Consider the following 23,511-nt stretch of genomic DNA (forward strand, 5'->3'; position numbering starts at 1 on the left):
GCGGGAGCCTAAGGGCTCCCGTTTTTTTATTCCTAGCTTAAAACCACGTCCACAGGACGTGGTTTTAAGCTAGGAATAATAGTTATGGCCGCGCTTGCGGCCATAACTTATGCCTTGCGTTTCGAATTAGAACGAAATCTTTGTTTTGTGATTTCTGAATTGAAGTAGTCTTCATCTAAAAAATTCAAAAGCTCCTTTATTTCTTTCTTTGTTGATGGCATCTCGATTTTTTCATTGACGCCACTTCCTGTGGTTTTAATAGGGAATTTCAAGGTTGAAGCCGCTGTTTTTATATCTAAAATAGTATGATTTACCAATATTTTTGAGTTGTTTATAAGAGTGACTTTATTCCTGATGACATTATCAGCAAGTGCGACTAGATCGAACCCAGAAGGGATATCGAAAATAGGTTGATTTACAAAATCACTTAGATCTTGTTTAGTCGCCTCAGCAAAATAGTCGTTCATGTCAAAAATACTTCTGAGGTTATTGAAGTTTCTAAACTTTATCTTATCACTTTCAATAATAGCAACTAATTTATCATCAAGATTAAATCCCAAAAGATCTGACATGGTAAATGCATTCTTGCTAAGCCACAAGTATTTTGATTCATTAAGTATTTGCTTTTTAGAGAAGGTTTGAATTGCAATTTTATCTTTGATTTTAGGGTAATCAGGAGCCATAAAAAGAGCTGTTATACCATCAAGCCCAATGTTTTTTGTCCACAGAGGCATTGCAGTGCTACGATTAACTGCATCTAGTAATATGCTACTGTCTATAAATTTTTTGATGTAGCTGCATTCATTATAACTAGGAGTATATCCTGCCTCAAATGGTAGTTCTGTAGCATGATGAGATTCAAAATGTGCCATCTGATCAGAAAATAATTTATTTATTTTTATATCTGTCTTGTTATCAGTGTCAATCCTGTACACTTTAACAGCAGAGTTTTTGTTCATCATTGCAAAAAGAGCCATATCATTTCCTTATTACATGCATAAATGTGTAGTCGGTAAGTTGAATAACTTCAAAATCTCTATCTTTTAAATTTGTAATAACTTCCCTCGATATTAATACGAATCCAACACCTGTGTTATCTTCAGCCTCATAAAATTTATAACCTAAGGCCGATATTAAAGGGTTGAAATTGTAGTTTTCAGAAAAACATATATAAAAGACAAGAGAGAAGTAAAAAAATGCTGCATATTGCCATTTGTCAGCAATGGCATCTGTTCCCAATAATGGGAATAAATAACTTAAGAAATAGTTAGTTACCTCTTTATTTGCTGGGGAAATAGTATCAACCTTTTTATATAGCGACGTTGAGTGTTTTTTTGCATAGTCAAGAAAATATATCACAGATAGCAAACTAAAACAGCATATCGCTAATGAGCACCAGACTAGCCACCATTTTTCTTTTATTATTCCTATAAATATCAGAGTGATGCCCACGGGGGCGATTGAGCTGACAGTTAGAAGAAATCTTGCAATTCGGTTCATATTATACGCTCGCTATACTGTTGTTTTATACAGTATAAGGCATGTGGTTTTATAGTGCATCATCCATGTCATAATATACCAATATACAGAAATAAAATTAATGCGTACGGATAGAAGGTTGTATTGTGATAAGAGTGATAACAATGTCACAAAGCTTATCAAAAATGGTGATAAAACGCCCAAGTACTTCACGGTCTTGCTCAGTTACAAGTCAAGCTACCCATGGGAAGCCTTATTGCCAGTAACGTCCTATGCTTTACTCGCTGACACATGTCGCTAACATTTTCTTTGCTAATCAATCCCCTTTGCCCCGTATTGGGACGGAACCTTGGAAGGGGACGACATATGCCTTCCTGAGTTTGTTGTCAAATCTCTATTCGAACAATGTGCACTGGATTAACGACATTGTGATCACATCGGTCTTAGCATTTGGTCGCGGCCTTTTCTACGTTGGAAAGATTTTCGAATGGTAGTGACCTCACTTAGCACCGCTACATCAAGTTAATGTTCACCTCTTGTTTAACGCGTGATACCCGCTCCTGATGAGCGGGTATCATTAGCCAATTAACGCACGACCAGCACCGGGCAATTGGCGTGGCGCACCACCGCGGTGGCATTCGAGCCGAGGAGGTAAGTCATTGCAGAAGGGCGGTTGGAACCCATCACAATAATCTCCGCGTTAAGCGCATCGGCGAGTTCCAGGATCTGATCTTTGGGATCGCCGACGGCGACATGCGTGGTCACTCGATCCTCGGGAACGCTGAATTGTTTTGCCGCTGTCGCCAGCCCCTCGGTCGCTATCGCAATGGTTTCATCTTTGGTTTCCACCGCCGCCGTGGCGGCAAAGCCGAAGGCCGCGTAGGTGGCGCGCGACGGGATCACCGCGAGGAAATGAACGTGGGAGTCTTCGAGCCTGGCGAGCGCGTTGACATGCGGGATGACCTGCTGTGTTAATTCCGGCTCGGTAATATCCACGGGAACCAAAATAGTTTTGTACATACTCCCTCCTTATCGTTTTAAAAAACTCCACTTATCGGATTATAGCCGTTCGACGCCGGGAAAGGGGAGATCCGTATGGCAAACCTGGCAACGTTGTCTGCTGAAATGTCAGGCGTTTATCGACGTTATCGTTAAACGCCAATGGGCGCGCTTAGTCTTTGAATAGAAAGGGAGCCATCGGCTCCCTTTGTTTTTGCAGGCTCAGATTATCGGAACCTTAATGAGGGATTTCCGACACCTCTTTGACTTCCGTCTTGTTGATTTGCTGTTTGACGCCATTGGCGTCGGTATACCCGATCAACCCGGCAGAAGTCTCTTTCGGTTTGCCGTCACTGATGATCGTTCGGCCATCGTGGGTATGAATAGCGTAGCTGGTGCGTGTGCAGCCTGACAGTGCGGCGATGGCAACCAGGGCGATCGCGGGAAGAACAAGCGCTTTTTTCATTTGTAGCTCCTTTTAGTTATCCAACTCACTCATGTTTGCAATCTGGTCTCGATTGATCTGTTCCGTTTTGCCCGTTTCAGCATTTCGATAGGAGACCAATCCGGTATCTTTATCGATCTGGGGCTTGCCGTCGGTAACAATGGTTTTGCCGTCCGTCGTTTTGATCGCCTGATTGGAAGCGCAGCCCACCAGGGACATCAATGCTGTTGCCGCCAGCAGCGCGGCAAAGGGGCGTTTGCTTTTCATACCTACCATCCTGGTTACTTAAACAAATTTAATATCAGGAAAGTAAGTATAGGCAGATTTTCCAGATTGCCAGGGTTGAAAGCGCTTCTAATGGGATAAAAAATTAAGAATAACTTAATTTATTGATGGAGTGATTGCTCGTTCGGATAACAAGGTTATCGATAGGTCAGGGTGTTCAGGTGTACGCCCCGCCTGAGGCGCTATGGCTTCATGTCATCATCGGCCCACGATTCTCCGCATGCCGATGCTTGATACTCGCAATGTCTCTGGCAGTTTGCGTGAATTCTGTATAAGTATTCGCCGGGGATCTTGTCGAATACCACGTTGATTTCGGCTGATAATCATCCATAAGGATAGGGATATGAAAATCACGCATTCAGGCTATAAAACCGGCGTCGCCACGTTATTGGCGGGAATGTTCGCACTGGCGTTAACCGGGTGTGCCAAGAACACCGCCCCCAGCCAAACCGATCCGGCAAATAAAGAGGTTGGCGATATTTTCGCCAATCTTGGCAACCCAAAGGCGCCGGGAAAAGAGGAATTACATTACCTGTCTCAGGTGCAAGCGGAGATCCAACGCCATTTTAAAGACGCCGAAGCCTACTCAGGCAGAAGTTGTACATTAACCATCAAGCTGGCGCCGGATGGCCTGCTGATCAGCATTCGGGCTGATCAAGGGGATCCGGAACTTTGCCAGGCCGCGATAAAGGCAATCGTCAATGCACGTTTGCCTAAACCGCCAACGGCCGCGGTTTACGAAGCGGTCAAAAGCAGCGTATTGGAATTTCGTCCACAGTGAAAATAAACGGCACTGCGATGCCAGACAATTAAACCAAAGTCACAGGCCGTATTTTCATGCGGCCTGTGAGTATTGGGTTGTGCAATATTTCGTATAGCGCTTCCTCATGCTAAAGCCCGTTTTTTCGGCATTATTTCACGGCATGTGGCGCCACTCTCTACCGATACATCATCGCGCTTACGCGCTCGCTTCGGTCTTTAAAACCGTTGCTGCGCATCGTTACCACATAGTAGCGATAGTGGTGTTTCTGTGCGTATTCGCGCACCAGATCTTCGGCGAACAGGCCGCTGAAGGTGACGGTGGTGACGAACGTCAGCCCTTTCACTTCGTAGGTGCCGATCTCTTGCGGGGTGCCGATATACGGCGGCGGGAACACGGTTTTGTGGAACTGGCAGCCGGCCAGCAGCAGGGTAAACAGCAGGGTGGCGGAGATTTGCGGTATTCTCATCGGGAAATGCTTTCCTTCCTTGGCGTGTGTTTTGGTAACTCTATAATAGGATTACAAAATTCGACCGGGATGTAAAAACTATCCCGCCGCGGTTGCCGTTTCGTTGATGCGGTATCGCCGTTATCCATCAGCATGAGGATTAAAACATGTTTGTTCGCCAGGCCACCGACAGCGATGCCGCAGCCCTGATCGCCCTCGACAGCGTCGCCGAATACGAGCCGCAGCGCGCGGCGCAGATCCGCGCCTGGTGCGGGCAGGACGTCTGTTATCTTGCCGAGGAGCAGGGCATGGCGATGGGATACGGTGTGCTGCACTATCACTTCTTCGGCTGCGGCTTTGTGGAGATGCTGATGGTCGGCGAGCGCTATCGCCGCCGGGGCGTCGGGCAGGCGCTGATTGCGGCGCTTAAGTTGCACTGCCGGCACCCGAAGCTGTTCACCTCCACCAATCATTCCAACCTGCCGATGCAGCGGCTGCTGTTGAACGCCGGGTTTGTCGCCAGCGGCCAAATTGACAATCTCGATGACGGCGATCCGGAGCAGGTCTTTTTCATCCCGCTGCGCTAATACAGCCGGACATCCACCGCCTGTTGTTGCAGCCAGGTGCTGACGTAGCCATAAGCGGCATAGAAGGCCAGCAGCGCGAAGATCAGCACGGAAAGCGAGGCCAAAAATTTGACGTCGCCCTGCTTCGAAAGCTGGTAAGCGCAAGAGATGAAGGCCAGCAGGCACAGCAGGGTGAAGGCGATGGCCAGCGTGGCGTAGAGAATAAGCATAACGAAACCCGTTCTTCCTTGTGAGCGCGGCAAGGATACCACAGACAAAAAAGGGGCCCAAACGGGCCCCGGTGCGATACGGCGCGAGAGGTTTACTCCCCCGCGTCGGGATGATTCTTGCCTTCTTCGATGAATTCTTCGTCGATCTCTTCGATGTTTTCCTTGCTGTCGCGGCCGGACAGGATGTTCCAGCAGGCGATGAACAGCGCGGCGATCAATGGCCCGATGACGAAGCCGTTAATGCCGTAAATCTCCATGCCACCCAGGGTGGAGATCAGGATCAGGTAGTCCGGCATTTTGGTGTCTTTGCCTACCAGCAGCGGGCGCAGAATGTTGTCCACCAGGCCGATTACGACCACGAAGAACACCACCAGGAAGATGCCTTTCCACAGCATGCCGGTGGCGAAGAAGTAGATCACCGCCGGCACCCAGATGATGGCGGAGCCCACGGCGGGGATGATCGACAAGAACGCCATCAGCGCGCCCCACAGCAAGCTGCCGTCGATGCCGGTAAAGTAAAACGCCAGACCGCCGAGCGCGCCTTGCACCACGGCGACCACCACCGTGCCCTTGACGGTGGCGCGGGAGACGGCGGCGAACTTGACGAACAGGTGGTGCTTCACGTGCTGTGAGAGCGGTAGCGCTTCGAGCGCCAGGTTCACCAGGTACGGGCCGTCTTTCAGCAGGAAGAACAGCAGGTAGAGCATCACGCCGAAGCCGACGACGAAATTGAAGGTGCCTTTGCCGATCAGGAACACGCTGCCCGCCAGGTATTGCCCGCCCTTGAGCGCCACCTCGGAAAGTTGTTTTTGGATCTCGGCGGCGCTGTTGAGGTTATGTTCCGCCAGGAAGCGCTGCGCCCAGCCGGGCAGATGACGCATGAAGTCCGCCAGCATGGTCGGCAATTGGCTGTTGTTGGTTTGCAGCTTGGTGTAGATCACGTTGAATTCCATCGCCAGCGACGAGGCGATGATCGCCAACGGCGTGAACACGATCAGGCAGATCAGCGCCACCGTCAGCAGCGACACCACGCCGTTGCGTTCGCCGACGTACTGTTTCAACTTCTTTTTCACCGGATGGAAAATCACCGCCAGAATAACCGCCCACAGCACCGAGGAGTAATAAGGCCCCAGCACGTCGAGAAAGGCGGCGGTAACGATGAACAGGATCAGAATAAAGAATCCCTTGGAAATGCCTTTAGACATCATAGTCGTCCCTCAAAAGATGAATTTTCAGCATAGATGAACTGAATGAAAACAACACTATCATTACCTTTGCTTATCCGGTAGGGGATTTTTAACGGCGTATTCCATAGGGTTATTAAGGGCAAGGCGGGCGCCGCAGGGTGAGCAGGCGGCGGTGCGAGAAAAGAAAGAGGGCTAAATAATTAACAAGATTTATATATTGTGTTTCATTTTGTGAGCCACGCTTGCCCCCTGCGCCAGGCTTTCCTAGGGTTGATGAGGGCGGCCGTTCGCCCGATATCACGAAGGAGTATGCAAATGACTGAACACAAACGACTCGGCGTCATCGAGAAAACGCTACTGATCGCCTTTGCCGGCCTGCTGGTGTATTTCGTGGCCACCGGTGCCTTGTCATTGTCGGGCCTTGATCATCACTGGCCATATCCTTCGCGATAGGCAGTCACCTGCACCAGGGAAAATTCAGCACCGCTTATAACAATCAGAACGACCTTTCTGCTTATGACCCCGCATTATGCCGCCGGCTGAGAAAAGCCAGCGCCAACAGCGCCCCCAACAGGGCCGCCGCCAGCACCAGCCACGCCGGCGCCGCCCAACCAGCCGCAGCCACGATGGCGCTCAGCGCGACCGGGCCGATCACCTGGCCGAGGTAGTTCCCCTGCATCACCAACCCCAGACTCAGCGGCAGCAGCGTGGGCTCCGGCGTCGCCGCCGGCGTGGCGGCCAGAATGGTGGCGGGCAGCATGCCGGCGATGGCGCAGAACAGGAAGCACAGCGGGATCAGCAGGCCATTGGGCGTCATCGGCAGGAAAATGCCGATGCCGAAGATGCCGATGACCAGGCTGGTGGCCGCGAGCAGGCTACCGGCCCGCAGACCGCGCGACAGCAAGAACCCGGCGGCGAGGTTGCCGATGATGTTCGCCGCCACCGCCGCTGCGCTGATGCCGCCGGCGACCGCCAGCGTCAGACCGATGCGCTGCATCAGAAAGATCGGTAAAAAGGTCATCACCGAGAAAAACTGCAGGTTGTAAGCGGTGAACATCAGCGCCAGCAACAGCGGCTGGCGCGCCCGCAGCATCGCGCCCAGCGCTTGCCGCAGCGGCAACGGCGGAGCGTGCGCGTCGGCGGCGCGGCGCGGCGTGGTCAGCGGCAGCAGCAGCGCGGCCAGCAGCGTCAGCGCCGCACCGGCCTGCCAGTTCTGTTGCCAGCCCGCCAGGTGAGGACCGAAAAACAGCGAAATGGCGATGCCCGCCGGCATGAAGGTGCTCCAGATGCCGAACACCAGGCTGCGCTGCGCCGGGGCGACGATGCGGTTTAGCACCGCTGGCGAGGCGACCACCACGATGACGAAGCCGAGGCCTTCGACAAAGCGGCTGACGATCAAGCCGCTGAAGTCGTGGAGCGTGGCGCCGGTAAAGCTGGCGGCGCTGATGATCAGCAATCCGAGCGCCAGCAGGCGCCGGTCGCCCCAGCGGCGCACCAGCAGCCCGGCGGCGATGCCGCCGAACACTCCGACGAAGGGAAAGGCCGAAATAACCCAGCTTAGCGCCTCGAGCGAACGGCCGAACTCGGTCTGTAGCGCCGGCAGCGCGATGGTGGCCTTGCCCACGTGCAGCGCCGCGGCGATGCCGGCGAACAGCACGTTGATGACGGCTAGCCAGGGCGTGGCGGCAGGGGAAACGCGGTCGATGGCGTCCGGTTTAATGGCGGTCATAACACTCTCCAGTGGCGGTAACGCCATCACTATGTGCTCTTGCAACGGCTGAGGTCGTTCAAATGCTGCGCTATCACGCGGGGAAATTATTCATTTCGAGCTTTATTGATTGCGCGCCTTCGTTGTTTGGTTTGCCAGCGTGCCGCCCGGCGTGGACGCTCGCCTCCCTTCAGCGGTTTACTGTTCCGACACGCAGCAGGCGTGTTGTATTCATTTTATAAGGAGCAGTGTATGTCAGAGATGATGAACGAGAGTGGGGCGCCGGCCATTGAATGGAGCTATGGCGGCCGGGGTGATGATATCAGCAGCAGTCTGAGCCTCGACACGGTCGAGGAGCAGCCGCAGGGTTTCTTGATGACGGTCGATCGGCCGGTGCAGATCTTTAAAGACGCGCTGTCGCCGATGATGGCCTTTGTCACGCTGCTGCGCCCGCTGTACGCCAAGACGGGCGAGGGCTTCCAGTACGTGCCGGTTTCCAATCCCTGGACCGACGTGCAGCGCCTGCCGGCCAGCGCAGGTTATCTGGGCGTGCAGGTCAACGCCGGGCTGTTCTTCCACGGCGCCAAGCCGACGCACTATAAAGATCGCGACGGCCAGATGAAGCCGATCGACGGCGGTACCCTTTTGCAGAACATCACCGTGCTGCATCAGGTGGCGCAGCCGCTCGGCCCGGGTGAAGGCGCCGTCTGAGTCGGCTGCGTTATCACGGGGGCCGGACGCGGCCCCTTATCGCGCCTTGAAACCGCGTGCAGGTTGGGTAAAACTGGCTGCCTATTCAAGGAGAAGAGCATGTACAGCGACAACGAGAAAAAGTTTTATATCATCCTCAACCGCAATCACGAACCGGCCACGCTGTTTAACGCCTCCTGCCATCTGACGGCAGGCATCACCGATCTTATCGAGCAGCGCGAGTTTCACCATTATCCGAGTAGCCTCGACGGCGTCAGCGCCAATATGAGCCACTACCCGATCGTGATCCTGCAGGCCAAGAACAGCAGCCAGCTCAGCAACCTGATTCTGAAGTGCAAGGAAGAGGGCGTGTTGGCCAACTTCTTCACCACCACTATGCTGTCGCACTCCGCCGAACAGCAGATCGCCGACACCGCCAACACCCCTTACGAGCAGCTGGATTTCGTGGCGGTGGCGCTCTACGGCGACACCGAACAGCTTAAGCCGCTCACCAAAAAGTTCTCCGTTTACCGCTGAAATCGCGGGATCTCAGACGCTGGCGCCGTCGTAGGTGTGGATCTGCAACGCATCCAGCGCGACGTCAGGCACGCAGCGCAGGTTAACGGCGCACATCGCGGCGCCGTCCGGCGCGGTGCCGTAGGCGAAGGGCTGGGCGCCGCAGACACGGCAGAACTGATGGCGGATCTTGTGGTGATTGAAAGTGTAAGTGCTGAGCTGGTCCTGGCCGCTGTTGAGCGTGAAAGCGCTGATGGGGAAGAACGACAGCAGCAGCCCTTTGCGGCGGCAAATGGAACAGTTGCAGCTGAGGGCTTCGGTGGGCAGTTCGGCGTCTACGGAAAAGGTGACGGCGCCGCAGTGGCAGCTTCCCTGGAATGACATAGCGATGATCCTGTAACAGGGGAGAGTGTTTGCCCAGTATAGTGCAATTTATCGTCACTTGGCCGCGCAGGGCCTGGTTTCCTTAGTAAATGCGCGGTTTTCTGGTAGGTTAGAGGTTAACGTCATCAAAAGGAGAGCGCGATGTTAGAACATTATTATCCGGCCAATATGGGCGCCGAACCGGTCACGGACGAACAGCACAAACGGCTGGTGGCGGTGCAGGCGGCGCTGGAACTGATCAAGGCCACGCTGTCGGATACCAACGACGGCAACGGCGTGGACTTCCAGCTGAAGGCGGCGGAGAAGCACATCGGCCCGATGGCCGACGCCATTCAGGAAGCCCTGAAGTAACGGTTCGCCGTCACCTCAACCGCCCGCACCGGGCGGTTTTTTTTTGCGCTGATTACTGCGATTTTTTTAGTGGCGCATTGCCTTTTTCCCGGCTGGTGCCGTGAACGGCGCGATCCTACTCTAGCGATCCGAGTCCTCATCAGGGTCATGCTCATGTTCCGCTTTAACCTCTTTTCTTTCTTATTTCAGCGCCGCCGGCGCGTCACCCTGTTAGCCGGCGTCGCGCTGTTTCTCAGCGGCGTGATGCAGGCGCAGGCCGTGCAGCGCATCGAATTCTCGCCGGATGCCGCCGGCGCTTACCCTGAGGGCATTGCCTGGAACCCGCACGCCGGTGCGTTCCTGGTCTCCTCCCTGCGCGGTGGGCAACTGGGCCTGGTCTACCCGGATGGCCGCTATCGGCGGTTTTCCACCGGTAAGGGGCTCATCACCACCTCCGGCATGCTGGTGGACACCGAGCGCAACCGGGTGCTGGTGTGCAATGAAGACGTAGGGGTGTCCCTCCACTCTTCGCCCGGCACGCGCAATCGCGTGGCGCAGGTGTTGGAATTTCGTCTCGATACCGGTGCGCTGCAGCAGGTGTACGATCTGTCTTCGTTAAGCCGTGGGCCGACGCTCGCCAACGATCTGGCGCTCGATGCGCAGGGCAATATCTACGTCACCGACAGCTTCCAGCCGCAGATTTACAAGATCGACCGGGCAACGCGCCAGGTGTCGATCCTGGTGCGCTCATCGCTTCTGCTGCCCGCCGACGCGCCTGCGGCTGCGCAGGGCACGCAACCTTATCTCAACGGCATCGTGTATCACCCGGATGGCTACCTGATTGCGTCGGACTACACCCGCGGGCTGCTGTGGAAGGTGACGCTGGATAACACGCCTGCGATAAGTGAAATCAGGCTGCCGCATCGGCTGAAAGGGCCGGACGGGCTGCGGCTCAAAAACGCCAACGAATTGGTGATCGTACAGTCTTATCCGGGGAGAACAGGGGGCATGTCCGGTGACGTGTCGCTGCTCTCCTCGACGGACGGCTGGGCCAGCGCGCATATCGTCGCCGTCGCCGCGCCGCCGGGGCTGGATGGGCCGACCGGCGCCGCGCTGCGCGATGGCGAGGTGTGGGTGGTCAACTCGCGTTACCCCAAACTTTTTGCCGACGTCGCTCAGGCGGAAAGCGTCAAGCGCTTCAGCATCGTCAAGGTGGCGTTCGCACCGCCCGCAGCGGATGGCCGCTGAGCGACGGCGGTTGCCAACCGCGCCGGAATAGGATTAAATGCTGCACTGACTGTATAAATAAACAGGGGTGTTGCAATGAGCCTGGCGCTGAAGGGTGAGAAGATCGCGCGTAACCGCTTTACCGGCGAAAAAATTGAAAACGGCAGCTTTATGCTGTGTGATTTTTCGGGCGCCGATCTGACCGGCACCGAATTTATCGGCTGTCAATTTTACGATCGCGAGAGCCGACAGGGCGGTAACTTCAGCCGCGCGATCCTGAAAGACGCGAGTTTTAGAAGCTGCGATTTATCGATGGCCGATTTCCGCCACGTTGACGCATTGAGGTTGGAGATCCGCGAATGTCGCGCGCAGGGAGCAGATTTTCGCGGCGCCAGCTTTATGAATATGATCACCAGCCGCACCTGGTTTTGCAGCGCCTATATCACCAAGAGCAACCTGAGCTACGCCAATTTTGCCAAAGTGGTGTTGGAGAAATGCGAGCTGTGGGAAAACCGTTGGCACGGCGCGCAGGTGCTCGGCGCCAGCTTCAGCGGCTCCGATCTGTCCGGCGGCGAATTCTCCGGTTTTGACTGGCGCGCCGCCGATGTCACCCAGTGCGATCTGAGCAACGCGGAACTGGGCGAGTTGGATTTGCGCACCACCGATCTGCAGGGCGTTAAAATGGACAGTCACCAGGCCGCTCAACTGCTGGAGCGGCTGGGGATCGCAATCATCGGCTGAAGAGCTGCCTGATGCCCAGGCTGATGATCAGCACGCCGCAGGCGCGATCGATCCAGGCTTTACTGCGTCGGTAGGCGCTGGCGATCGGCGCGTGCGACAGCACCAGCGCCACCAGGCCATACCACAGGCTAGCGACTACCGCGACCTCCAGCAGCATGGCGGCGAAGGTGGGCATGGAGACATGGGCAGGTGCCGCCGACGAAAACACCGCGGCGTAAAAGGCGACGGATTTGGGGTTGGCGATGTTGGTGGCGACCCCTTGCAAGAATGCCGATCTGAAGCCGGAGTTCACCCCACCCGCCGCGCCGACAACCCCTGAGCCGGGAGCTGCATGGGCGATCAGCCGATAACCGAACCAAATCAAATAACCTGCGCCGGCCACTTTTACCGCCAGCGCCAGCCAAGGGAACAGGGTGAAAATCATGCCGACGCCGAGCAGGGCGCTGCTCGCCCAGAACAGGTTGACCAAGACAATACCTGCCACCAGAGCGAAAGCCTCGCTGCGGCGCGCGGAAACGGCTTTGTGTGCAACGGCGACAAAGTTGGGGCCGGGGATCACCACGCCGACAATATACACGGTGAAGACGGCGAGCACGGCTGGCATATCAATCATCGGTTAACGGCCTGTAAGAAGGGGGAACCTAGTTCTATAATGAATCGCCGGTATGATCCAGCAGTGCGAAAAAATTTTTTCATAGGCCGTTAGCGGCAGATGCAGGCGGTGCTTTGCGGTAATAAATTTATGAGGCAGATGAATATAATTTAAAATATATCTTGCTTAAATAATTTAGCTGTGTGTAAATAGCGTCATCGGTTTGTAGTACAGACCTTATGAAAGCAGTTTTAGTAAAGCAGTTCTCAGTATTAGCGATATCCCTCAGATACCTCTTCTTCCGCGAATTCTCTTCTCTAGTGCCCCATAAGTTTCCAATAAAAACAGACCTCTATCGCCCTATGGCGTCGCAAAAATATAAAGGAAATATCTCTATGTCCAATAAAATGACGGGTTTGGTAAAATGGTTTGATGCAGGTAAAGGCTTTGGCTTTATCACCCCGGCAGACGGCGGCAAAGACGTGTTCGTACACTTCTCCGCTATCCAGAGCAACGATTTCAAAACGCTGGACGAAGGCCAACAGGTTGAGTTCACTATCGAAAATGGCATGAAGGGGCCTTCTGCCGGCAACGTGGTCGCGTTATAATTTTTGGCCGAGGTGCAATTTCTTACGACAGCGATGATGGTTTAAGCCGGAGCAGTTAAGCAATGAAATCCTCAGCCTGAATAAACTCCGGGTTCGCCCGGAGTCTTTCTCGATACGTCATTAGCTCAGCAGGAAGAGCGGCAGCGAAATTATTCGTTGGCGGACTGGGGTTCGATTCCTCGATGACGTTCCAATAATTAATGATTATTGGCAACAGAAAAACAGATTGCCGCAGAATTAATAACGCCGCGTTTCAGTCTATTTTTCTGTTGTGAAAAAGTCGCGCTTAGGCTGCGTAATGTTGGAGTGTGGGATGGACGCTTACGCCATAACATGACAGCCGGGAAAGTCACCGGCACACGATTAATAGCCCCGGCCTTGGCCGGGGTTTTTTATACCCGCGATCTTAACGCTGCGAGTCCAGCAGTTCGTTATTTTTCACCACGTCCTGCGCCTTGAGGTAGCTCTCGATCAGCAGCTGATAGGCCGGGAAGATTTTGGTGTAGACCTCGGCCCACTGCTGAGCGTCGGCGCGATTCCAGCTGCCCTGCAGCTCGGAGGCGACGCCGGCGGTGTCGATCGGCACCACGCCCGCCTGTACCACGCGCGCCAGGGTAATTTCCTGCGCCATTTTCGAGTAGGTGCCGGAGGCGTCGATCACCGCGAAGACCTTATAGCCTTCGGCCACCGCGCTGATGGACGGAAAGGCCATGCAGACGCTGGTGATGGTGCCGGCGATGATCAGGGTTTTGCGGCCGGTGGCTTTGACCGCCGCCACGAAGTCCGGGTTGTCCCAAGCGTTGATTTCCCCTTTACGGGCGACGTATTGCGCGTGCGGTGCATTCTGGTGAATTTCCGGGATCAGCGGGCCGTTGGGGCCCTGCGGCACCGAGGCGGTGGTGATCACCGGCAGTTTGCTGAGGGTGGCGATGCTGGCGAGGGCGGCGGCGCGAGCGCGCAGTTCGGTCATCGGCATATCGGCGACGGTCTGAAACAGACCGCTTTGGTGGTCAATCAGGAGCATGACCGCGTCATTAGCATCAATAACAGGACGCTGGCCGTTGAAGTTGGCTGGAGTGCTCATGGTGTCTTCCTTTTTTCGTCGTGAGGTCAGTGGGTATCTTCTTTGATTGATAAGGCTGAAACTCAGCACTTGCCTACAGTGTAGAGAGAGGAGATAAATCCGGTAGAGCCTAAAGCCGGGATGCATCGTTCCATTAATAGAACGACACTGCAGCAGGCGAGGGGGCCGGCGCTGGGCTAAACTTAAGGTGCATGAGAAACATGCGGCAAGGAACGCCATCCTGTTCATGGGTTTGACGCGGAGGGCCGCCGTCATGGCTTATCAGCATATCGTTGTCGCCACGGATCTCAGCGAAGACGCCGAGTTCCTGTTGGGCAAGGGCGCCAGGTTGGCCGCCGCGCTCCAGGCCAAACTTTCACTGATTTATATCGATATTCACCGCGCCGGTTATTATGTCGATCTGGGCGTGGGAGATTACAACTACACCGATCGCACGTTTTCGGAGCGGGTGAAGAATATGCTCAATGCGATCAAAGGGCAGTCTTCCTATCCGGTGGAAGAGGTGATCGTCAGCCGTGGCGCGTTGACGGAGGAGCTGAATCGGGTGGCGAAGGAAAAAGGGTTCGATCTGGTGATCTTCGGCCATCACCACGATGTCTGGAGCCGGCTGGTTTCTTCGGCGCGTCAGGCGATCAATGAGTTGAACGTCGATCTGCTGGTGATCCCCATCGAGAAAAAATAGTCGCGGCCGCCGGCGGGCGGCTGCTTTTTTCATTCGCATCGCTTATCTCTGAGCGGCCATAACCGTCTATCCGCAATAATCCCGCTTGCTGACAATCCGCCAGGAAAATAGTGAATGACCGCAATTTTATTATCTCCATCAATATGTTGGCCAAAATCCGATAAAGATTAACCCAGCGCATTGAAATGACTCGCATACCTCCTTTTAGTTAATAAACCGCACGTTTTGACTGGCTCTCAGGGAGCCTGCGTCTTATCCTCGGGGCAATGAGATTTGTATGACTTATATAAATGCGTTTACATGGAGGAGGTCTCATGCGTTTTGACAATAAAGTCGTGGTTATCACCGGTGCGGGCAATGGCATGGGGGAAGCGGCGGCGCGGCGTTTCTCCGCCGAGGGCGCCATTGTGGTGCTGGCCGACTGGGCCAAGGAAGCGGTAGACAAGGTCGCCGCTTCGCTGCCGAAGGGCCGCGCGATGGCGGTGCATATCGACGTTTCCGATCACGTGGCGGTTGAAAAAATGATGAACGAGGTGGCGGAAAAACTGGGCCGCATCGACGTCCTGCTGAACAACGCCGGCGTACACGTGGCGGGCAGCGTGCTGGAAACCAGCATCGACGACTGGCGTCGCATCGCCGGGGTCGATATCGACGGCGTGGTGTTCTGTTCCAAATTCGCCTTGCCGCACTTGCTGAAAACCAAAGGCTGCATCGTCAATACCGCATCGGTGTCCGGCCTGGGCGGTGACTGGGGCGCGGCCTATTACTGCGCGGCGAAAGGCGCGGTGGTTAACCTGACGCGCGCCATGGCGCTGGATCACGGCGGTGACGGCGTGCGCATCAACTCGGTCTGCCCGAGCCTGGTCAAAACCAACATGACCAACGGCTGGCCGCAGGAGATCCGCGACAAGTTCAATGAGCGCATCGCGCTGGGGCGTGCGGCGGAGCCGGAAGAAGTGGCGGCGGTGATGGCGTTTCTGGCCAGCGACGACGCCAGCTTTATCAATGGCGCCAACATTCCGGTCGATGGCGGGGCGACCGCCTCGGACGGCCAACCGAAGATCGTCTAAGCGTTAATGCGCAGGCCCGGCCATCATGACTGGGCCTGTTGTTTTAGACGCCGATGCGATCGCGCAGCGTGTAGTAGGCCGCGCCGATGGCGGTGAACGGGATCTGCAGATTGCGTCCGCCGAAGAACGGCAGGTGCGGCAGCTTGGCGAAGGCGTCGAAGCGTTCGGCGTCGCCGCGCATCAGCTCGGCGATCAGCTTGCCCGCCAGATGGGTACAGGTCACGCCGTGGCCGCTGTATCCCTGCATGTAGTACACGTTATTCTCCAGCCGGCCGAACTGCGGCATGCGCGACAGCGTCAGCAGGAAGTTGCCGGTCCAGCGATAGTCGATACGCACCCCTTTCAACTGCGGGAAGGTCTTCAGCAGCTTCGGCCGGATCAGGTTATCGATGTCGTCCGGATCGCGCGCGCCGTACACCACGCCGCCGCCGTACAGCAGACGATGATCGGCGGTGATGCGGTAGTAATCCAGCAGGTAGTTGCAGTCCTCCACGCAGTAATTCTGCGGGATCAGCGCCTGCGCTATCTCCGGCGCCAGCGGTTCGGTGGTCACCACCTGGGTACCGCACGGCATGCTGCGCTTGGCCAGCCGCGGCTCCAGCTTATCGCCCAGATAGGCGTTGCCGGCGACGATGACGAAGCGCGCCTTCACCTGGCCATTGGCGGTGCTGATGAGCGCCGGTTCGCCGTGGCGAATGTTCGTCACCGCCGATTGCTCGAAGATGCGCCCGCCCTGCAGGCGAATCGCCTCGGCCTCGCCCAGCGCCAGATTGAGCGGATGGATGTGGCCGCCGCTGTGATCGAGCAGTGCGCCGACGTAACGATCGCTGGCGATCTCCTGGCGCACCCGGTCCGCGTCGAGCAGCTCAAGCTGGGTATTGCCGTAGCGCTCCCAGTTGCGTTTTTGCTCGATCAGTGCATGGAACTGCTTGTTGTTCAGGGCGGCGAAGATGCCGCCGGGGCGGTAGTCGCAGTCGATGGCGTAGCGGTTGATGCGGCTGCGAATGATCTCCGCGCCTTCGAACATCATGCTGCCGAGCAGGCGGGCGCTTTCCGCGCCGTAACGCTCTTCAATCACATCGATGTCGCGGCTGTAAGAGTTGACCAACTGGCCGCCGTTGCGGCCGCTGGCGCCGAAACCGATGCGCGCCGCTTCCAACACCACCACGTTGTAACCGGCTTCCACCAGGAACAGCGCGGAGGAGAGGCCGGTATAGCCGCCGCCGATCACGCAGACGTCGCATTCGATCGATTCATTCAGTTGCGGATAGGGCTGATGTGCGTTGGCCGTGGCCGCATAGTAGCTTTTTACGTGTTCAGTCATGATATAAGCCCTTATTCCAGCGAGATCCAGGTGGTTTTCAATTCGGTGAATTTGTCCAGCGCATGCAGCGATTTGTCGCGGCCGTTGCCGCTCTGCTTGTAACCGCCGAACGGCACGGTCATGTCGCCGTCGTTGTAGTTGTTGACGAACACCGTGCCGGCTTTCAGCTGGCGCGCCATGCGGTGCGCACGCGCCAGATCGCGGGTCCAGACCGCGGCGCCGAGGCCGTAGTCGCTGTCGTTGGCCAGCTGCAGCGCCTGTTGCTCGTCGTCGAACGCCGTCACCGCCAGCACCGGGCCGAAGATTTCATCGCGCGCCACGCTCATGGCGTTGTTCACCTGGGTGAGGATGGTCGGCCCCAGGTAGCCTGCGTGGTCGCCCTGCGGATGGTCGCGCCCGTCGAGGAACAGCGCGGCGCCCTGGCTCAGCCCCCGATCGATATAGCCGGCCACTTTTTCGCAGTGGCCGCTGTCGATCAGCGTGCCCATCACCGTGTCGGGATCGAGCGGATCGCCGGGCACGAAAGCCGCCGCGTGTTTGCGCAGCGCCTGCAGGAATGCTTGCTCAATGCTCGCTTCGACCAGCAGGCGAGTGCCGGCGATGCACACCTGCCCCTGATTGTAGAAGATGCCGGCGGCGGCGCTGCGGGCGGCCTGATCCAGATCCGGGCAGTCGGCGAAGACGATGTTGGCGCTTTTGCCGCCGGCCTCCAGCCAGACGCGCTTCATGTTCGATTCGCCGGCGTAAATCATCAGCTGTTTCGCCACCAGCGTAGAGCCGGTAAAGGTGAGGGCGTCGACGTCGCGGTGCAGCGCCAGCGCCTTGCCGGCGTCGTGGCCGTAGCCGGGCACCACGTTCAGCACGCCGTCCGGCAGCCCGGCCTGTTGCGCCAGTTTGCCGAGCAGGATGGCGCTCAGCGGCGACTTTTCGGAGGGTTTGAGCACCACGCTGTTGCCGGCGGCCAGCGCCGGGCCGAGCTTCCAGCAGGCCAGCAGCAACGGAAAGTTCCAGGGCACGATGGCGCCGACCACGCCGATCGGCTCGCGTTCGATCAGCGCCAGCGCCTCGCGACCGGTGGGGGCGATTTCGCCGTACACCTTATCGATCGCTTCGGCGTACCAGCGGATGCAGCGGATAGCGCCCGGCACGTCGTCGCGCAGGCTGTGACGAATCGGTTTGCCGGTGTCCAGCGTTTCCAGCAGCGCCAGCTCTTCGTGATGCTGTTCCATCAGCTCGGCGAAGCGCAGCAGCGTGGCTTTGCGCTGCGCCGGCGCGGCCTGGGCCCAGTCGCCGCGTTCAAAGGCGGCGCGCGCCGCGCTGACCGCCCGATCGATGTCGGCGGCTTCGCCGCGCGCGACCTGCGCCAGCTCACGGCGACCGGCGGGATCTTCGACGGCGAAACGTTTCCCCGTGGCGGCCGGCTGGTAGCGGCCGTCGATAAACAGCTGGTGCTCAATCTTCAGGGCCTGCGCCCGTTGTTGCCAATACTGCAAATGGTGAAAGTTCATGCCTGGCTCCGTTGATCAGAATGTCGTCGGCGTATGGGCGCTGATAATCCGGCAAATGCGCGCCGACGTGTTGCTGAAACTGTGGGGAATGCCGGTATTGATGGCGTAGCTCTGCCCGGCCTGCAGGTGATAGCTCTGGCCGTTGACCTGCAGCACCACTTCGCCTTCCAGCAGCGTGCCGATCTCTTCCCCTTGGTGTTTGATGCGCTCGCCGGTGGTGGTGCCCGGTTCGTAGGTCTCGATCATCATTGCCAGCGTGCGATTCGGATCGCCGTTATGGATCAGCTTCATCGATACGCCCTGGCTGCCGATCTCGATCAGGTCGTCGCTGTCTATCACGATCTGCGGCTCAGCCGGTTTTTCCGGTTCGGCGAAAAACGCCGACAGCGACAGACCGTATACCGTCAGCAGCTTTTGCAGCGTGCTGATGGCCGGGCTGACCTTGTCTTGCTCGATAGTACTGATGGCGCTGTGGGTTAACCCAGACAGTTCGGCGACCCGGCGCTGCGACAACCCTAATTGTTGACGGATCTGCGACAGACGTTTTCCCGGTGCCAAGCTGACGTCGCTCATGGGCGTTTTTCCTTTTGATAGTTCCGACAGGCGGTAATGAAACCATCAAACAACAGGCGCGACAGGGCATACTCGTCGCTGTTCCACTCCGGGTGCCACTGCACGCCGAGCGCGAAGGGCTGATCGCGCACGCTGATCGCCTCCACCAGCCCGTCGGCGGCGTGCGCCTCGATGCGAACGCTCGCGCCCAGGGTTTTGGCGCCCTGGCCGTGCAGCGAGTTCACCCAGAATCTGTTGCAATCCGGTATCAGTTGCGAAAGCAGCCCCCCTTCCTGAACGATGACTTCGTGGGCGGGGGCGTATTGTTGTTCCAGCGGCAGGTCGTGATCTTCACGATGCTCCAGCAGCTCGGGCAGTTCGTACAGGCGGCGATGCAGGGTGCCTTGGGTGGCGACCACCATCTCCTGCATGCCGCGGCAAATGGCGAAAAGGGGAATGCGCCTGTCGAATGCCTGGCGGATCAGCGCCAGGCTCAACGCGTCTCGGCCAGGATCGGCGTCAGGCTCATCGCCGTTTTCACCATAAAGGTGCGGCTGCACATTACTGGGGCTGCCCGGCAGCAAAATGCCGTCGAGGCGCGGCAGCAGTTCTGCCAGCATTTCCGGCTCCGCCAGCGCGTGCGGCAGGGCGATCGGCAAGCCGCCGGCGGTGATAACGGCATTCAGGTACTTTTCTTGCAAGGTCTGTGTGAGGTGCCCGTTTAACCTATACCTGCACATGACGACGCCAATGACTGGTCTGTTAAATATATTGTCCATGCTATCCCCTTGGTACGTTCGAAATTATGAACGATAAGCTTCTCCACCGCCGATTTCGTTCAATATTCTATAAATCTAGCAGTCGATTGGCCAATATTCAAACCAAAAGTAACACTTGCAAAACAAATTTGTTTCATCTACGTTTCATTTGTGGGCATTATATTGAACAAGACGGTCAATAAACATCGACGACAGCAAAACACAAACGGCGGGTGAACCATGCAGACCAACATCGTAGAAGTGGAAAACTTTGTTCAGCACAGTGAAGAGAGACGAAGTAGCGCGTTCCAGCGCGAAGTGAAGAAGTATCTGGAACGTTATCCGTTAACCCAACATGTCGACGTCCTGTTGACCGATCTGAACGGCAGCTTCCGCGGCAAACGCATCCCGGTCGGCGGCCTGAACAAACTGGAGAAGGGCTGTTACTTCCCAGCGTCGGTATTTGCGATGGATATTCTCGGCAACGTGGTGGAAGAGGCCGGGCTGGGGCAGGAGTTGGGCGAGCCGGATCACGTGTGCGTGCCGGTGCCGGGCACGCTGACGCCGTCGGCGGCGGACCCGCAATATATCGCACAGGTGCTGCTCACCATGTTGGATGAAGATGGCACTCCCTTTGACGTTGAACCGCGCAATGTGCTGAACCGAGTGTGGCAGCGTTTGCGTCAGCGCGGGCTTTCCCCCGTGGTAGCGGTAGAGTTGGAGTTCTATCTCATCGATCGTCAACGCGATGCGGAGGGGTATCTGCAGCCGCCGTGCGCGCCGGGCACGCAAGAACGCAACACCCAAAGCCAGGTGTACTCCGTCGATAACCTGAACCATTTCGCCGACGTGCTGAGCGAGATCGACGAACTGGCGCGTTTGCAGGGCATTCCGGCGGACGGCGCGGTGGCGGAGGCGTCGCCGGGGCAGTTCGAGGTCAACCTGCACCATACCGATGATGTGCTGCAGGCCTGCGACCATGCGCTGGCGCTGAAGCGCTTGGTGCGCATGGTGGCCGAGAACCACAATATGCAGGCGACCTTTATGGCCAAGCCGTATGAAGAGCACGCCGGCAGCGGCATGCACGTGCACATCAGCATGCTGAATGCGCAAGGCGACAACGTGTTCGCCGATGACGACGGCGAAGATTCGGCGCTGCTGAAACAGGCGCTGGCGGGCATGATCGCCCTGATGCCGTCCTCGATGGCGCTGCTGGCGCCGAACGTCAACGCCTACCGCCGCTTCCAGCCCGGCATGTATGTGCCGACCCAGGCCTCCTGGGGGCATAACAACCGCACCGTGGCGCTGCGCATTCCCTGCGGCGATCGCGATAACCACCGGGTGGAGTATCGCGTGGCGGGCGCCGACGCCAACCCGTATCTGGTGATGGCGACCATTCTGGCCGGCATCGTCTACGGCCTGGAAACCGCATTGCCGCTGCCTGAGCCGGTGACCGGCAACGGGCTGGAGCAGGACGGGCTGCCGTTCCCGATCCGCCAGAGCGACGCCCTGTACGAGTTCGAACATCAGCCGGTGCTCAATGCATTGTTGGGCGAACGCTTCAGCCATGTCTACCTGGCCTGCAAAACCGATGAGCTGGTGCAGTTTGAGCGCCTGATCACCGAAACCGAGATCGAGTGGATGCTGAAAAACGCCTGATCCCGCTCACCCTGTGACTACCGCGCGCGTCCGGCGCATTTCATCGGCTCTCCTGTGGCCGGCGAGGCTGCGCGCTGCGGTACAGAATTTCTTCTATCACGGCGTACAGGACGCCGACGAGGAAATAACCATGACTCAGTCATCCCCCTGCGCAGACGTTTGCCTGTGCCGCAGTGCCGACGGGCCGGTCGCCGGCCGCCCGACAGCGATCCCAACCCGTTTTTCCCGCCGCCTGAGCAGCAGTTTCCCTGCGGCCTCTCTGAATGACGTTGCACGGTTGACAGCAGAGGACCAAAAGGGGAAATGCCATGACGACTAAAGCCATCGACGGCGGCCAGGCGGGCAAACCGCAGCTGCGCAAATCCCTCAAGCTGTGGCAGGTGGTGATGATGGGCCTGGCCTATCTGACGCCGATGACGGTGTTTGACACCTTCGGCATCGTCTCCGGCCTCACAGACGGCCATGTGCCGACCTCCTACCTGCTGGCGCTGGCCGGCGTGCTGTTCACCGCCATCAGCTACGGCAAACTGGTGCGCCAGTTTCCCACCGCCGGATCCGCCTACACCTATGCGCAGAAGGCGATCAACCCGCACGTCGGTTTCCTGGTGGGATGGTCGTCGCTGCTGGACTATCTGTTCTTGCCGATGATCAACACGCTGCTGGCCAAGATCTACCTGACCGCGCTGTTCCCGGAGGTGCCGCCCTGGGTGTGGGTGGTGGGCTTCGTGATTCTGATCACCGCCATCAACCTGAAAAGCGTCAATCTGGTGGCCAACTTCAATACCCTGTTCGTACTGGCGCAGGTGGCGATCATTCTGGTATTTATCTACCTGGTGGTACGCGGCCTGCACAACGGCGAGGGGATGGGTACGGTGTGGAGCCTGCGGCCGTTCCTCAGCGAGAATGCGCACCTGCTGCCGATCATTACCGGCGCGACTATCCTGTGCTTCTCGTTCCTCGGCTTTGACGCAGTCACCACGCTGTGTGAAGAGACGCCCGACGCCGCCAAGGTGATCCCGCGCGCCATCTTCCTGACCGCGCTGTACGGCGGGGTGATCTTTATCAGCGTGTCGTTCTTCATTCAGCTGTTTTTCCCGTCCATTCAACGCTTTCATCAGCCCGACGCCGCACTGCCGGAGATTGCGCTGTACGTCGGCGGCAAGCTGTTCCAATCGATCTTCCTGTGCGTGACCTTTATCAACACGCTGGCCTCCGGCCTGGCGTCGCACGCCAGCGTGTCGCGCCTGCTGTACGTGATGGGGCGTGACAACGTGTTCCCGGAGAAATTCTTCGGCTATATCCACCCCAAATGGCGTACGCCGGCGCTGAACGTACTGATGGTCGGGTTGGTGGCGTTGTCGGCGCTGTCATTCGATCTGGTGACCGCCACGGCGCTGATCAACTTCGGCGCGCTGGTGGCCTTTACCTTCGTTAACCTGTCGGTGATCAGCCACTTCTTTATTCGCGAAGGGCGCAACAAAAGCTGGAAGGATCGCTTCAACTTCCTGTTCCTGCCGTTGGTGGGGGCGCTGACGGTGGGGGTGCTGTGGCTGAACCTGGAGAAAAGCTCGCTGACCATGGGGCTTATCTGGGCGACGCTGGGCTTCGGCTATTTGGCCTGGCTGACCCGACGCTTTCGCCAGCCGCCGCCGCAGTTGGAGCGGCAACCGCAGCAATAA

29 protein-coding genes and 1 pseudogene are annotated in these 23,511 nt (G+C 57.1%); 14 read left to right on the forward strand and 16 right to left on the reverse strand.

Annotated elements, in window-relative coordinates:
- Positions 1-107: 107 nt before the first annotated feature.
- The 5 genes from CPH57_RS06705 to CPH57_RS06725 form a co-directional block, all read right to left on the reverse strand.
- A complete protein-coding gene (locus CPH57_RS06705) occupies positions 108-977 on the reverse strand; it encodes a Kiwa anti-phage protein KwaB-like domain-containing protein (protein WP_096242164.1) in 870 nt (289 codons plus the stop codon).
- 1 nt (position 978) lies between these two features.
- The gene (locus CPH57_RS06710) at positions 979-1,500 is read right to left on the reverse strand and encodes a hypothetical protein (protein ID WP_231922821.1); all 522 of its coding nucleotides are present in this window, start codon (positions 1,498-1,500) and stop codon (positions 979-981) included.
- Between the two features lie 564 nt (positions 1,501-2,064).
- Complete coding sequence (gene uspF, locus CPH57_RS06715; protein WP_096242165.1) at positions 2,065-2,499, reverse strand: universal stress protein UspF; 435 nt, start codon at positions 2,497-2,499, stop codon at positions 2,065-2,067.
- 217 nt (positions 2,500-2,716) lie between these two features.
- Entirely contained in the window at positions 2,717-2,944 is a 228-nt protein-coding gene (locus CPH57_RS06720) for a YgdI/YgdR family lipoprotein (protein ID WP_019454813.1), read from the reverse strand.
- A gap of 12 nt (positions 2,945-2,956) precedes the next feature.
- On the reverse strand, positions 2,957-3,142 hold the full coding sequence (locus CPH57_RS06725; RefSeq protein ID WP_369825818.1) for a YgdI/YgdR family lipoprotein: 186 nt from the start codon (positions 3,140-3,142) through the stop codon (positions 2,957-2,959).
- Between the two features lie 409 nt (positions 3,143-3,551).
- Here CPH57_RS06725 and tolA point away from each other — a divergent pair, with 409 nt between their 5' ends.
- Entirely contained in the window at positions 3,552-3,989 is a 438-nt protein-coding gene (gene tolA, locus CPH57_RS06730) for a cell envelope integrity protein TolA (protein WP_096242166.1), read from the forward strand.
- 157 nt (positions 3,990-4,146) lie between these two features.
- Here tolA and CPH57_RS06735 read toward each other — a convergent pair whose 3' ends face one another.
- Positions 4,147-4,437 carry a hypothetical protein gene (locus CPH57_RS06735; protein WP_096242167.1) on the reverse strand — a complete coding sequence of 97 codons (291 nt, stop codon included), beginning with the start codon at positions 4,435-4,437 and terminating at the stop codon, positions 4,147-4,149.
- A 146-nt stretch (positions 4,438-4,583) separates the two neighbouring features.
- On the opposite strand from CPH57_RS06735, the gene CPH57_RS06740 reads away from it, so the two are divergent.
- The gene (locus tag CPH57_RS06740; protein ID WP_096242168.1) at positions 4,584-5,003 is read left to right on the forward strand and encodes a GNAT family N-acetyltransferase; all 420 of its coding nucleotides are present in this window, start codon (positions 4,584-4,586) and stop codon (positions 5,001-5,003) included.
- Here CPH57_RS06740 and CPH57_RS06745 read toward each other — a convergent pair.
- Together CPH57_RS06745 and CPH57_RS06750 are read right to left on the reverse strand one after the other, a co-directional pair.
- Positions 5,000-5,212, reverse strand: a complete 213-nt coding sequence (locus tag CPH57_RS06745; protein ID WP_033652077.1) for a hypothetical protein — start codon at positions 5,210-5,212, stop codon at positions 5,000-5,002. The genes CPH57_RS06740 and CPH57_RS06745 overlap by 4 nt on opposite strands.
- Before the next feature lie 92 nt (positions 5,213-5,304).
- A complete protein-coding gene (locus CPH57_RS06750; protein WP_096242169.1) occupies positions 5,305-6,420 on the reverse strand; it encodes an AI-2E family transporter in 1,116 nt (371 codons plus the stop codon).
- 294 nt (positions 6,421-6,714) lie between these two features.
- Here CPH57_RS06750 and CPH57_RS24550 point away from each other — a divergent pair, with 294 nt between their 5' ends.
- Positions 6,715-6,852 carry a hypothetical protein gene (locus tag CPH57_RS24550; RefSeq protein ID WP_162997244.1) on the forward strand — a complete coding sequence of 46 codons (138 nt, stop codon included), beginning with the start codon at positions 6,715-6,717 and terminating at the stop codon, positions 6,850-6,852.
- 61 nt (positions 6,853-6,913) lie between these two features.
- On the opposite strand, the gene CPH57_RS06755 is transcribed toward CPH57_RS24550, so the two are convergent.
- A complete protein-coding gene (locus CPH57_RS06755) occupies positions 6,914-8,128 on the reverse strand; it encodes a CynX/NimT family MFS transporter (RefSeq protein WP_096242170.1) in 1,215 nt (404 codons plus the stop codon).
- A 231-nt stretch (positions 8,129-8,359) separates the two neighbouring features.
- Here CPH57_RS06755 and CPH57_RS06760 point away from each other — a divergent pair, with 231 nt between their 5' ends.
- A complete protein-coding gene (locus CPH57_RS06760) occupies positions 8,360-8,818 on the forward strand; it encodes a hypothetical protein (RefSeq protein WP_060660813.1) in 459 nt (152 codons plus the stop codon).
- Positions 8,819-8,917: 99 nt separating this feature from the next.
- The gene (locus CPH57_RS06765; protein WP_033642793.1) at positions 8,918-9,334 is read left to right on the forward strand and encodes a DUF2000 domain-containing protein; all 417 of its coding nucleotides are present in this window, start codon (positions 8,918-8,920) and stop codon (positions 9,332-9,334) included.
- A 12-nt stretch (positions 9,335-9,346) separates the two neighbouring features.
- Here the strand turns inward: CPH57_RS06765 and CPH57_RS06770 are convergent, their stop codons facing one another.
- On the reverse strand, positions 9,347-9,697 hold the full coding sequence (locus CPH57_RS06770; RefSeq protein WP_096242171.1) for a GFA family protein: 351 nt from the start codon (positions 9,695-9,697) through the stop codon (positions 9,347-9,349).
- 141 nt (positions 9,698-9,838) lie between these two features.
- On the opposite strand from CPH57_RS06770, the gene CPH57_RS06775 reads away from it, so the two are divergent.
- The 3 genes from CPH57_RS06775 to CPH57_RS06785 all read left to right on the forward strand — a co-directional run bounded on the left by CPH57_RS06775 (position 9,839) and on the right by CPH57_RS06785 (position 11,995).
- Positions 9,839-10,048: a hypothetical protein gene (locus tag CPH57_RS06775; protein ID WP_004941260.1), complete on the forward strand. Its 210-nt coding sequence runs from the start codon at positions 9,839-9,841 to the stop codon at positions 10,046-10,048.
- Between the two features lie 153 nt (positions 10,049-10,201).
- Entirely contained in the window at positions 10,202-11,275 is a 1,074-nt protein-coding gene (locus CPH57_RS06780) for an SMP-30/gluconolactonase/LRE family protein (protein WP_096242829.1), read from the forward strand.
- A 75-nt stretch (positions 11,276-11,350) separates the two neighbouring features.
- On the forward strand, positions 11,351-11,995 hold the full coding sequence (locus tag CPH57_RS06785; RefSeq protein ID WP_096242172.1) for a Qnr family pentapeptide repeat protein: 645 nt from the start codon (positions 11,351-11,353) through the stop codon (positions 11,993-11,995).
- Here the strand turns inward: CPH57_RS06785 and CPH57_RS06790 are convergent.
- The gene (locus CPH57_RS06790; protein WP_033642797.1) at positions 11,985-12,608 is read right to left on the reverse strand and encodes a LysE family translocator; all 624 of its coding nucleotides are present in this window, start codon (positions 12,606-12,608) and stop codon (positions 11,985-11,987) included. The two genes, CPH57_RS06785 and CPH57_RS06790, sit on opposite strands and share 11 nt — an antisense overlap.
- 374 nt (positions 12,609-12,982) lie before the next feature.
- Between CPH57_RS06790 and cspA the strand changes: the two genes are divergently transcribed.
- Together cspA and CPH57_RS06800 are read left to right on the forward strand one after the other, a co-directional pair.
- Positions 12,983-13,195, forward strand: coding sequence for an RNA chaperone/antiterminator CspA (gene cspA, locus CPH57_RS06795; protein WP_004941268.1), 213 nt, complete (start codon positions 12,983-12,985; stop codon positions 13,193-13,195).
- Positions 13,196-13,309: 114 nt separating this feature from the next.
- A pseudogene (locus tag CPH57_RS06800) lies at positions 13,310-13,388 on the forward strand.
- A gap of 213 nt (positions 13,389-13,601) precedes the next feature.
- Here CPH57_RS06800 and CPH57_RS06805 read toward each other — a convergent pair.
- Positions 13,602-14,279, reverse strand: a complete 678-nt coding sequence (locus tag CPH57_RS06805; protein WP_016928046.1) for an isochorismatase family protein — start codon at positions 14,277-14,279, stop codon at positions 13,602-13,604.
- Positions 14,280-14,532: 253 nt separating this feature from the next.
- Here CPH57_RS06805 and CPH57_RS06810 point away from each other — a divergent pair, with 253 nt between their 5' ends.
- Both CPH57_RS06810 and CPH57_RS06815 read left to right on the forward strand, forming a co-directional pair.
- A complete protein-coding gene (locus tag CPH57_RS06810; RefSeq protein WP_033642798.1) occupies positions 14,533-14,961 on the forward strand; it encodes a universal stress protein in 429 nt (142 codons plus the stop codon).
- Positions 14,962-15,275: 314 nt separating this feature from the next.
- Positions 15,276-16,031, forward strand: coding sequence for an SDR family NAD(P)-dependent oxidoreductase (locus tag CPH57_RS06815; protein WP_016928044.1), 756 nt, complete (start codon positions 15,276-15,278; stop codon positions 16,029-16,031).
- A gap of 43 nt (positions 16,032-16,074) precedes the next feature.
- Here the strand turns inward: CPH57_RS06815 and CPH57_RS06820 are convergent, their stop codons facing one another.
- Genes CPH57_RS06820 through puuD form a run of 4 tightly spaced genes read right to left on the reverse strand, consistent with a single transcriptional unit; the run spans position 16,075 to position 20,194 of the window.
- The gene (locus CPH57_RS06820; RefSeq protein ID WP_096242173.1) at positions 16,075-17,355 is read right to left on the reverse strand and encodes an FAD-binding oxidoreductase; all 1,281 of its coding nucleotides are present in this window, start codon (positions 17,353-17,355) and stop codon (positions 16,075-16,077) included.
- 11 nt (positions 17,356-17,366) lie between these two features.
- Positions 17,367-18,863, reverse strand: a complete 1,497-nt coding sequence (gene puuC, locus CPH57_RS06825) for an aldehyde dehydrogenase PuuC (RefSeq protein WP_096242174.1) — start codon at positions 18,861-18,863, stop codon at positions 17,367-17,369.
- Between the two features lie 15 nt (positions 18,864-18,878).
- On the reverse strand, positions 18,879-19,436 hold the full coding sequence (puuR, locus tag CPH57_RS06830; RefSeq protein WP_033642801.1) for an HTH-type transcriptional regulator PuuR: 558 nt from the start codon (positions 19,434-19,436) through the stop codon (positions 18,879-18,881).
- Complete coding sequence (gene puuD, locus CPH57_RS06835; protein WP_025302552.1) at positions 19,433-20,194, reverse strand: gamma-glutamyl-gamma-aminobutyrate hydrolase; 762 nt, start codon at positions 20,192-20,194, stop codon at positions 19,433-19,435. The genes puuR and puuD overlap by 4 nt, the downstream gene beginning before the upstream one ends.
- A 219-nt stretch (positions 20,195-20,413) precedes the next feature.
- On the opposite strand from puuD, the gene CPH57_RS06840 reads away from it, so the two are divergent.
- Together CPH57_RS06840 and CPH57_RS06850 are read left to right on the forward strand one after the other, a co-directional pair.
- On the forward strand, positions 20,414-21,832 hold the full coding sequence (locus tag CPH57_RS06840) for a glutamine synthetase family protein (protein ID WP_015377637.1): 1,419 nt from the start codon (positions 20,414-20,416) through the stop codon (positions 21,830-21,832).
- Between the two features lie 308 nt (positions 21,833-22,140).
- Positions 22,141-23,511 (forward strand): APC family permease, encoded by a 1,371-nt coding sequence (locus tag CPH57_RS06850; RefSeq protein WP_033642803.1) that lies wholly within the window; start codon positions 22,141-22,143, stop codon positions 23,509-23,511.

It is taken from the genome of Serratia sp. JKS000199 (genome assembly GCF_900215455.1).
GTDB lineage: Bacteria > Pseudomonadota > Gammaproteobacteria > Enterobacterales > Enterobacteriaceae > Serratia > Serratia ureilytica.

Excerpts from the sequence above, each read along its gene's own strand:
- CPH57_RS06785 (WP_096242172.1), top strand. The coding sequence starts at position 11,351 with ATGAGCCTGGCGCTGAAGGGTGAGAAGATCGCGCGTAACCGCTTTACC.
- puuD (WP_025302552.1), bottom strand. The coding sequence starts at position 20,194 with ATGGACAATATATTTAACAGACCAGTCATTGGCGTCGTCATGTGCAGG.
- CPH57_RS06820 (WP_096242173.1), bottom strand. The coding sequence starts at position 17,355 with ATGACTGAACACGTAAAAAGCTACTATGCGGCCACGGCCAACGCACAT.
- CPH57_RS06745 (WP_033652077.1), bottom strand. The coding sequence starts at position 5,212 with ATGCTTATTCTCTACGCCACGCTGGCCATCGCCTTCACCCTGCTGTGC.
- CPH57_RS06750 (WP_096242169.1), bottom strand. The coding sequence starts at position 6,420 with ATGATGTCTAAAGGCATTTCCAAGGGATTCTTTATTCTGATCCTGTTC.
- CPH57_RS06780 (WP_096242829.1), top strand. The coding sequence starts at position 10,202 with ATGTTCCGCTTTAACCTCTTTTCTTTCTTATTTCAGCGCCGCCGGCGC.
- CPH57_RS06735 (WP_096242167.1), bottom strand. The coding sequence starts at position 4,437 with ATGAGAATACCGCAAATCTCCGCCACCCTGCTGTTTACCCTGCTGCTG.
- cspA (WP_004941268.1), top strand. The coding sequence starts at position 12,983 with ATGTCCAATAAAATGACGGGTTTGGTAAAATGGTTTGATGCAGGTAAA.
- CPH57_RS06770 (WP_096242171.1), bottom strand. The coding sequence starts at position 9,697 with ATGTCATTCCAGGGAAGCTGCCACTGCGGCGCCGTCACCTTTTCCGTA.
- CPH57_RS24550 (WP_162997244.1), top strand. The coding sequence starts at position 6,715 with ATGACTGAACACAAACGACTCGGCGTCATCGAGAAAACGCTACTGATC.
- CPH57_RS06840 (WP_015377637.1), top strand. The coding sequence starts at position 20,414 with ATGCAGACCAACATCGTAGAAGTGGAAAACTTTGTTCAGCACAGTGAA.
- CPH57_RS06810 (WP_033642798.1), top strand. The coding sequence starts at position 14,533 with ATGGCTTATCAGCATATCGTTGTCGCCACGGATCTCAGCGAAGACGCC.
- CPH57_RS06740 (WP_096242168.1), top strand. The coding sequence starts at position 4,584 with ATGTTTGTTCGCCAGGCCACCGACAGCGATGCCGCAGCCCTGATCGCC.
- CPH57_RS06710 (WP_231922821.1), bottom strand. The coding sequence starts at position 1,500 with ATGAACCGAATTGCAAGATTTCTTCTAACTGTCAGCTCAATCGCCCCC.
- CPH57_RS06705 (WP_096242164.1), bottom strand. The coding sequence starts at position 977 with ATGGCTCTTTTTGCAATGATGAACAAAAACTCTGCTGTTAAAGTGTAC.
- CPH57_RS06725 (WP_369825818.1), bottom strand. The coding sequence starts at position 3,142 with ATGTCCCTGGTGGGCTGCGCTTCCAATCAGGCGATCAAAACGACGGAC.
- tolA (WP_096242166.1), top strand. The coding sequence starts at position 3,552 with ATGAAAATCACGCATTCAGGCTATAAAACCGGCGTCGCCACGTTATTG.
- CPH57_RS06765 (WP_033642793.1), top strand. The coding sequence starts at position 8,918 with ATGTACAGCGACAACGAGAAAAAGTTTTATATCATCCTCAACCGCAAT.
- CPH57_RS06805 (WP_016928046.1), bottom strand. The coding sequence starts at position 14,279 with ATGAGCACTCCAGCCAACTTCAACGGCCAGCGTCCTGTTATTGATGCT.
- puuC (WP_096242174.1), bottom strand. The coding sequence starts at position 18,863 with ATGAACTTTCACCATTTGCAGTATTGGCAACAACGGGCGCAGGCCCTG.
- CPH57_RS06755 (WP_096242170.1), bottom strand. The coding sequence starts at position 8,128 with ATGACCGCCATTAAACCGGACGCCATCGACCGCGTTTCCCCTGCCGCC.
- CPH57_RS06760 (WP_060660813.1), top strand. The coding sequence starts at position 8,360 with ATGTCAGAGATGATGAACGAGAGTGGGGCGCCGGCCATTGAATGGAGC.
- CPH57_RS06790 (WP_033642797.1), bottom strand. The coding sequence starts at position 12,608 with ATGATTGATATGCCAGCCGTGCTCGCCGTCTTCACCGTGTATATTGTC.
- uspF (WP_096242165.1), bottom strand. The coding sequence starts at position 2,499 with ATGTACAAAACTATTTTGGTTCCCGTGGATATTACCGAGCCGGAATTA.
- puuR (WP_033642801.1), bottom strand. The coding sequence starts at position 19,436 with ATGAGCGACGTCAGCTTGGCACCGGGAAAACGTCTGTCGCAGATCCGT.
- CPH57_RS06775 (WP_004941260.1), top strand. The coding sequence starts at position 9,839 with ATGTTAGAACATTATTATCCGGCCAATATGGGCGCCGAACCGGTCACG.
- CPH57_RS06850 (WP_033642803.1), top strand. The coding sequence starts at position 22,141 with ATGACGACTAAAGCCATCGACGGCGGCCAGGCGGGCAAACCGCAGCTG.
- CPH57_RS06815 (WP_016928044.1), top strand. The coding sequence starts at position 15,276 with ATGCGTTTTGACAATAAAGTCGTGGTTATCACCGGTGCGGGCAATGGC.
- CPH57_RS06720 (WP_019454813.1), bottom strand. The coding sequence starts at position 2,944 with ATGAAAAAAGCGCTTGTTCTTCCCGCGATCGCCCTGGTTGCCATCGCC.